At 47.3% G+C, this 6244-nt stretch carries 6 protein-coding genes and 1 pseudogene; 3 read left to right on the top strand and 4 right to left on the bottom strand.

What is annotated here, in order from left to right:
• Positions 1 to 282, bottom strand: a pseudogene (locus tag PF479_RS17015) (hypothetical protein); the annotation flags it as partial.
• Between the two features lie 78 nt (positions 283 to 360).
• Positions 361 to 696, bottom strand: a complete 336-nt coding sequence (locus PF479_RS17010; protein ID WP_298009069.1) for a hypothetical protein — start codon at positions 694 to 696, stop codon at positions 361 to 363.
• Between the two features lie 144 nt (positions 697 to 840).
• Here PF479_RS17010 and PF479_RS17005 point away from each other — a divergent pair, with 144 nt between their 5' ends.
• Positions 841 to 1545, top strand: coding sequence for a DUF554 domain-containing protein (locus PF479_RS17005; protein WP_298009067.1), 705 nt, complete (start codon positions 841 to 843; stop codon positions 1543 to 1545).
• Here PF479_RS17005 and PF479_RS17000 read toward each other — a convergent pair.
• Positions 1525 to 3894 (bottom strand): glycogen/starch/alpha-glucan phosphorylase, encoded by a 2370-nt coding sequence (locus PF479_RS17000; RefSeq protein WP_298009063.1) that lies wholly within the window; start codon positions 3892 to 3894, stop codon positions 1525 to 1527. The genes PF479_RS17005 and PF479_RS17000 overlap by 21 nt on opposite strands.
• A 9-nt stretch (positions 3895 to 3903) precedes the next feature.
• A complete protein-coding gene (locus PF479_RS16995; protein ID WP_298009061.1) occupies positions 3904 to 5223 on the bottom strand; it encodes a homoserine dehydrogenase in 1320 nt (439 codons plus the stop codon).
• 233 nt (positions 5224 to 5456) lie between these two features.
• On the opposite strand from PF479_RS16995, the gene PF479_RS16990 reads away from it, so the two are divergent.
• Both PF479_RS16990 and PF479_RS16985 read left to right on the top strand, forming a co-directional pair.
• Positions 5457 to 6053: a penicillin-binding protein activator LpoB gene (locus tag PF479_RS16990; RefSeq protein ID WP_298009059.1), complete on the top strand. Its 597-nt coding sequence runs from the start codon at positions 5457 to 5459 to the stop codon at positions 6051 to 6053.
• A gap of 7 nt (positions 6054 to 6060) precedes the next feature.
• Positions 6061 to 6244 (top strand): hypothetical protein (locus PF479_RS16985; RefSeq protein WP_298009056.1); only part of this gene is annotated, 184 nt, incomplete at its 3' end.

The following is a 6244-nucleotide window of genomic DNA, read 5'->3' as shown; positions in this document are numbered from 1 at the left end:
CTTCACGATTGACAGGCCAAGTCCGGTGCCGCGCTCTTCCGATGCTTTGTCTTCCTTCGTTCTGTAAAATCCTTCAATCACCTTGGCATGGTCCTCAGGAAAACGAATCAGGAAGACCTCATAATAAAATAAAGCCGTAGAGACCTGATTGTTGTCGACGGATTCTTGAGCCTGTTTGAAAAACATTTCTTCCGTCCATGTCTGGTCAACACTCTTGGGTACTGACTGGCAGGAGAGCAGAAATGTTACAAGTATAATTGTATAAATAATTTTTTTTCGCATAATATCCCTCATCATGATGGGGATCATAATACTCTACAGAGGGGGGCTTTTCAAGTCAGTGAAGCACAGGATTTTCCATCAGGAAAGAATATAGACTTCATCTTTTATGGGAAGTGTTTTTTTGAGTTCTTTCAGAAAGGCTTTTGTATCACCCATGGGTTCGTATAGATCACAATCTTCGATACTTCTTCGTGCTACTGTGAAATATTTGTAAAATTTTTCCTCACCCAGTTTTTTCTTCCATTTTCCCGCATCGCAGCGAACACGGAGCTGGTATTGGTCATTGTTGCCGGTGCTTGAACGGATTAATTTACAATGAATGCAGTTGGCACAATATATCTTATCAGCATAATTTTCATGAATTGATGTGTCATTGATTATGTGTGTATTCGAGATTGTTGTTTCTTTGTACATTTATTGTACACCTCCAGTTGTGCTCAGGCAAGCAGTATGTCCTACTTATTAAGATTGTCGGCTTAAAGGTGCATAAGTTTGAGAAAGAACTTAAATCATCTTAAATGACTGTTCATTCTTATTGTAATTGGATAATATTGCCCTATGATTGCAACAGTTATTAATGCCATTGCCGTTCTGATCGGCTCGATGATCGGTCTGGTTCTAAAGGGCAAAATTCACGATAAATATGAACAGACAGTTTTCACTGCCCTGGGTATTTTTACCTTTGTTCTGGGGATCACGATGGCCCAGGAATCATGCAACGTTCTCTATATGGTTTTTTCCCTTGTTCTGGGTGGGCTTCTGGGAACCTGGATTGGCGTGGAAGATCTTGTCCTCAGATTCGGTGAATGGATGAAATCCAAGCTTCCTGTCTCTATTGGAGAGGGACCATTCGCCCTGGGATTTCTGGATGCCAGTGTCCTGTTTTGTGTGGGTGCTTTAACCATTGTGGGGTCTTTCAAGGCAGGGATTGATAAAGACTATCAGCTGCTCTTACTTAAATCTGTTATGGATGGTTCTGTCGCGGTTCTTCTGGCAGCGGTCATGGGAGTGGGGGTCGCTTTTTCTGCCGTGTCCATCCTTGTTGTTCAGGGTCTCCTGACCATCGGGTCTACCTATGTTGCACCCTATGTTGAGCAGCCCATGATTGATGCCGTATCGGCGGTGGGAGGATTGCTGGTCATAATGATCGGGATCAATCTCCTCCAGCTGAAAAAGATAAAAACGGCGAACTTTATGCCCGCCCTGTTCATGATTATTCTGTTTCAGCTGGCCGACCCCTGGTTAGTCCGGTTTACGGGCTGAGAGCTTCCATATTTCAGAGGCATATTCAGCTATTGTTCTGTCAGATGAGAAGACCCCCGATGAGGCTATGTTCAGCAGGCTTTTCTGTGACCACCCTCTACTGTCATTATATAACTCCTCCGACCGGTCAAGGGCCTCTGAATGGGCCTTCAATTCGGGTAGAACCAGATAGGGATCTCCCCACATCAAGTGATCCAGAAGGCCTTTGAACTCATCGGGGTTCCCTATAAGGCCACCGTTGATATCCTGAAACAATGCCTTAATTTCCGGTTGTGCTTCCAGAAATTTTTCGGGGTTGTAATTTTCCCTGTAACTGACGACCTCTTCGGCGCTCATTCCAAAGGGGATGTTATTTTCTTTTCCTGCCGCCTCGAATATCTCGATGTTGGCTCCATCCATGGTTCCTAATGTGAGGGCTCCGTTCATCATAAACTTCATATTTCCCGTTCCAGAGGCTTCCTTGCCGGCGGTTGAGATCTGTTGTGACAGATCTGACGCGGGGAAAATCTTTTCTGCCATGGACACATTGTATCTTGGCAGGAACCGAAGCTGTAATTTATCCCGGCATATCGGGTCTTCGTTGATCACAGTAGAGCAGCGGCAGGCCAGATGAATGATCTCCTTGGCCATGTAGTATCCGGGAGCTGCCTTTCCTCCTATCAAAAAGATATGGGGTATTTCCTGAGTAGATGGGTTCTCTCTGAGAACTCTGTATTTTTGAAGGATTGAGAATATATTGAGGAGCTGCCTCTTATACTCGTGAATCCTTTTGACTTGAAAATCAAAGAGAAAGTGGGAGGGACAAGACAAGCCTTTCTCTTTTTGGAGCCACCCGCCAAACTTATTTTTATTCTCCTTTTTGATCTCTCCCAGTCTGTCCAGAACCGATGTGTCATCTTTGAAACGACTGAGTTCCGAAAGGAGATCCGGGCTGGTCTGCCACTCTGCTCCGATCAGTTCATTAATGAAATTTGTAAGGGCAGGGTTGCACTGCATCAGCCAGCGGCGATGGGTGATGCCGTTGGTCTTATTATTAAAACGCTCGGGGAAACAGGCATACCAGTCTTTCAGGACTGTTTCTGTGAGAAGCCTGGAATGGAGGGCGGCTACTCCGTTTACTGAAAAACTTCCATACACTGCCAGGGATGCCATATGAACATTCCCGCCTCTTATGATTGATGGAATGCCGGATTCTTTTTCCAGACGTCTTTGAATCTCTTCAATAATCAGCATGATCCGGGGTAAAATTTGCTTCAGGTAGGTAACAGGCCATTTTTCGAGAGCCTCTTCCAGCACGGTGTGATTGGTGAAGGCAAATACTCTTGTGCATATATCCCAGGCCTCTTCCCATGTCAGCTCTTCCTGATCCAAAAGGAGCCTCATCAGCTCGGGGATGGCCAGCACAGGATGGGTGTCATTCAGCTGAATAACAATCTTATCCGGGAACACGGACCACTTAGAACCGTGCTTTTCTTTGAATCCAGCCATCATGTCCTGCAGAGAGGCTGATACGAAAAAGTATTGCTGTTTCAGCCGGAGTTTTTTCCCCTCTTCTCCGCTGTCTCCGGGGTAAAGAACTGAAGTGAGAGATTCGGCTTCGTTGATGTGTGTCCAGGCTTTGTTGTGCTCTCCATTATTAAAGCGTTCCAGATCGAAACCCTCGGGAGATTCGGATTTCCACAATCTCAGGGGCTGAACCCTGTTGCTTATCGTCGATGAAACGGGGTAGTCCACGGCAATGGCCAGAATCTCATATTCCGGTACGCGCTTAAACTGCAGTTCTCCAGATTCTTTATGATTGATGTCTACTGACCCGCCAAAGGGAATCCTGTAGCATACATCACGGTTCTCCTGACCCCAAAGGTCATTCTCACGCCAGTTATCGGGCAGTTCTCTCTGCCTCTGACCCTGTATACTCTGTTTGAACAGTCCAAAGCGGTAACATATGCCATAGCCTGTAGCAGGAAGATCCAGATGCACCAGTGAATCGAGGAAACAGGATGCCAGACGTCCCAGCCCGCCGTTCCCCAGGGCCGGGTCGCATTCTTCTTCCAGAATGTCGGTGAGTGTCAGCATGTGCCTGGAGGCTATTCGGCTCACCTGGTCCTTTATTCCCATGGCCAGAAGATTCTGATAGAGCAGCCGCCCCGTCAGGAATTCTGCGGATAGATAGCAGACCCTGCGGGGATCGTCTTTGCGGTCCTGCCGGGATGTGGTCTCTCTCCTCAGGTTTATCTCCTGCTTGATGCAAGAGGACAAAATCAGAAGAAAATCCCGTGAAGAGAGTGGTTCTCCCTGGGAATCAAGGAGTCTTTCAAGCTGTTTCAGAACTGTTGTTTTTCCGGTCATTTTCATCTCCTAAATAACAGACTCAGGGTGCTCTTCGATAATACGGATGTAAATGGGGGGAGAGGCTGTTTCTTCCAGTCCCTCTATCTTGTTCAAAGCCTGGGTAATGGCACCCTCCCGGGCCTGATGGGTCGTCATTACCAGAGGTATAGTATCCCGGGCCTCCTCCTTTTGAAGAAGAGAGGTGATGCTGATTCCGTTGTCGCTGAGAATGGAGCTGATCCGGGCGACTGTACCCGGTCTGTCCTTGACCATAAACCGCAGGTAGTAGCGGCTGGTGAGGTCTTCAGGGGCCAGCTGTTTAGCCTTTTCTGTTCTATCCGGCCAGAAAGACAGAGATTCAAAGGCTTTGGGAGTGATTCCCAGGGCAGTAGCGATGATGTCGGCCACTACCGCCGAGGCCGTAGGTGAACTACCGGCTCCCCGTCCCATATACATTGTATGACCGACGGCATGACCGTACACACTGACCGCATTAAAGGCGCCGGAAACCCGTGCCAGGGGATGAGAGGTGTGAACAAAGGCCGGAGCTACACTGAGGGCCAGTCCTTTTTTGGTTTGTTGTCCGATTGCCAGGAGCTTCATTATGTAGCCCAATTCCCGTCCAGTTTTAATGTCATAGAGATCCAGTGTGTCGATTCCTTCCACAGGGATGGAATCGAGATCGACTCGCTCTCCGAATGCCAGTGACCCCAGGATCGTCAGCTTGTGAGCCGAGTCCATTCCGCTCACATCCAGGGTGGGGTCAGCCTCGGCGAGGCCTGCTTTCTGAGCGGATTTGAGGGCTTCCTGGTAGCTCTCTCCCTTGTCTGTCATTTCTGTGAGAATATGGTTGCAGGTCCCATTCACAATCCCGAAGATGGCCTCGATTTTATTGGCAAGCAGACCGTCGGTCAGAGCCTTCACAATGGGAATTCCCCCGCCGCAGCTGGCTTCAAAACCAATGGTGACTTTTTCCTTCCGCGCCAGAGCGAATAGTTCGGGTCCGTAATGGGCCATCAGAGCCTTGTTTGCCGTGACCACATGTTTTCCTGCTTTCAGGGCTTTGGTCATCATTTTTTTGGCCACCGTAAGGCCGCCGATAAGTTCAATCACCAGAAAAACATCGGGATCTTCCAGGACCTTGTTGTAGTCCTCTTCATACAGCTCTTCGGGAATGCCGATGGCCCGGGCGTTGTCATAATTTCGGTCGACAATATACTTCAGATACAGAGGTATACCTGTTCGTTCCTGCAGGTAGATTCTGTCTTCTGTCAGGACTCTTGCCGTCCCTCCGCCGACGATTCCGCATCCCACAAGTGCGACTCCGTATTTACCCTTTGCATCCATAATTATTAACTCCTGAACTCATTGTATGTACTTATGCTAGGATTATTAAATATGAAAGGGTTTTATTCAAGAGTCATCACCCTGTATAATAAGCCGATGGGAATCCATAAATCTGTGTGGATTATGATATAAAATGAATTACAATATAAGTTGCAAACATACATTCATGATTAATGGACTGGAATTCTTCAGAATAAAGAGGGAATCCGTCACATAAGAGAGGAGAAAATACTATGATGAAACACTTACTTTCCCTGGCAATGGTTCTGCTGGTTCTGGCCGGATGCGCTTCGACCAAGGTAGACAGAATCTCTTCGGATGAAGTCGTTGATTTAAGCGGACGCTGGAACGATACGGATTCCAGGTTAACAGCCGAGGCAATTGTCTCGGATGCCCTGTCCCGGGCCTGGCTGGATGATTTTCAGTCCTCCAATGGTGAAAAACCAGTTGTGATTGTCGGAACTGTAGGGAACAAGAGCTCCGAACATATTGAAGTACTCACTTTTATCAAAGACATCGAAAAGGAATTGATCAACAGCGGTCGTGTCCGCTTTGTCGCTAACAGTGTAGAGCGTCAGGAAGTCCGTGAAGAGCGGGAGGATCAGCAGTCTAACGCCACAGAAAAGACTGCCAAGGCTCTGGCCGCCGAAACAGGTGCTGACTTCATGCTGCAGGGTGTAATCACATCCATCACCGATGCGGTGGATGGAAAAAAGGTTATAAAATATCAGGTGTCCATGGAGTTGATTCACCTTGAAAGCAATGAAAAGGTATGGATTGGATCCAATGAAGTGAAGAAATTTATCAAACAGTCAAAATCTAACTGGTAAACCGGGAATGCCCTTATCTAAAAATAAGATAGATTGTGGTTTCCTTCTTCTTATACTTTTTCTCATTTCATACTGCGCCAGTACTCAGACCTACCAGTATCAGTATGTGGAGGCCAATGAGTATCTAGCCAGGAGAGACTTTGCCGGTGCAAGCGCCGTCATTGAGGGGTATAAGGAGGAAACCTATAAAG

The organism is Oceanispirochaeta sp. (genome assembly GCF_027859075.1).
In the GTDB taxonomy this organism is placed as follows: Bacteria; Spirochaetota; Spirochaetia; order DSM-2461; family DSM-2461; genus Oceanispirochaeta.
This window is presented reverse-complemented; position numbering and strand designations above follow the sequence as displayed.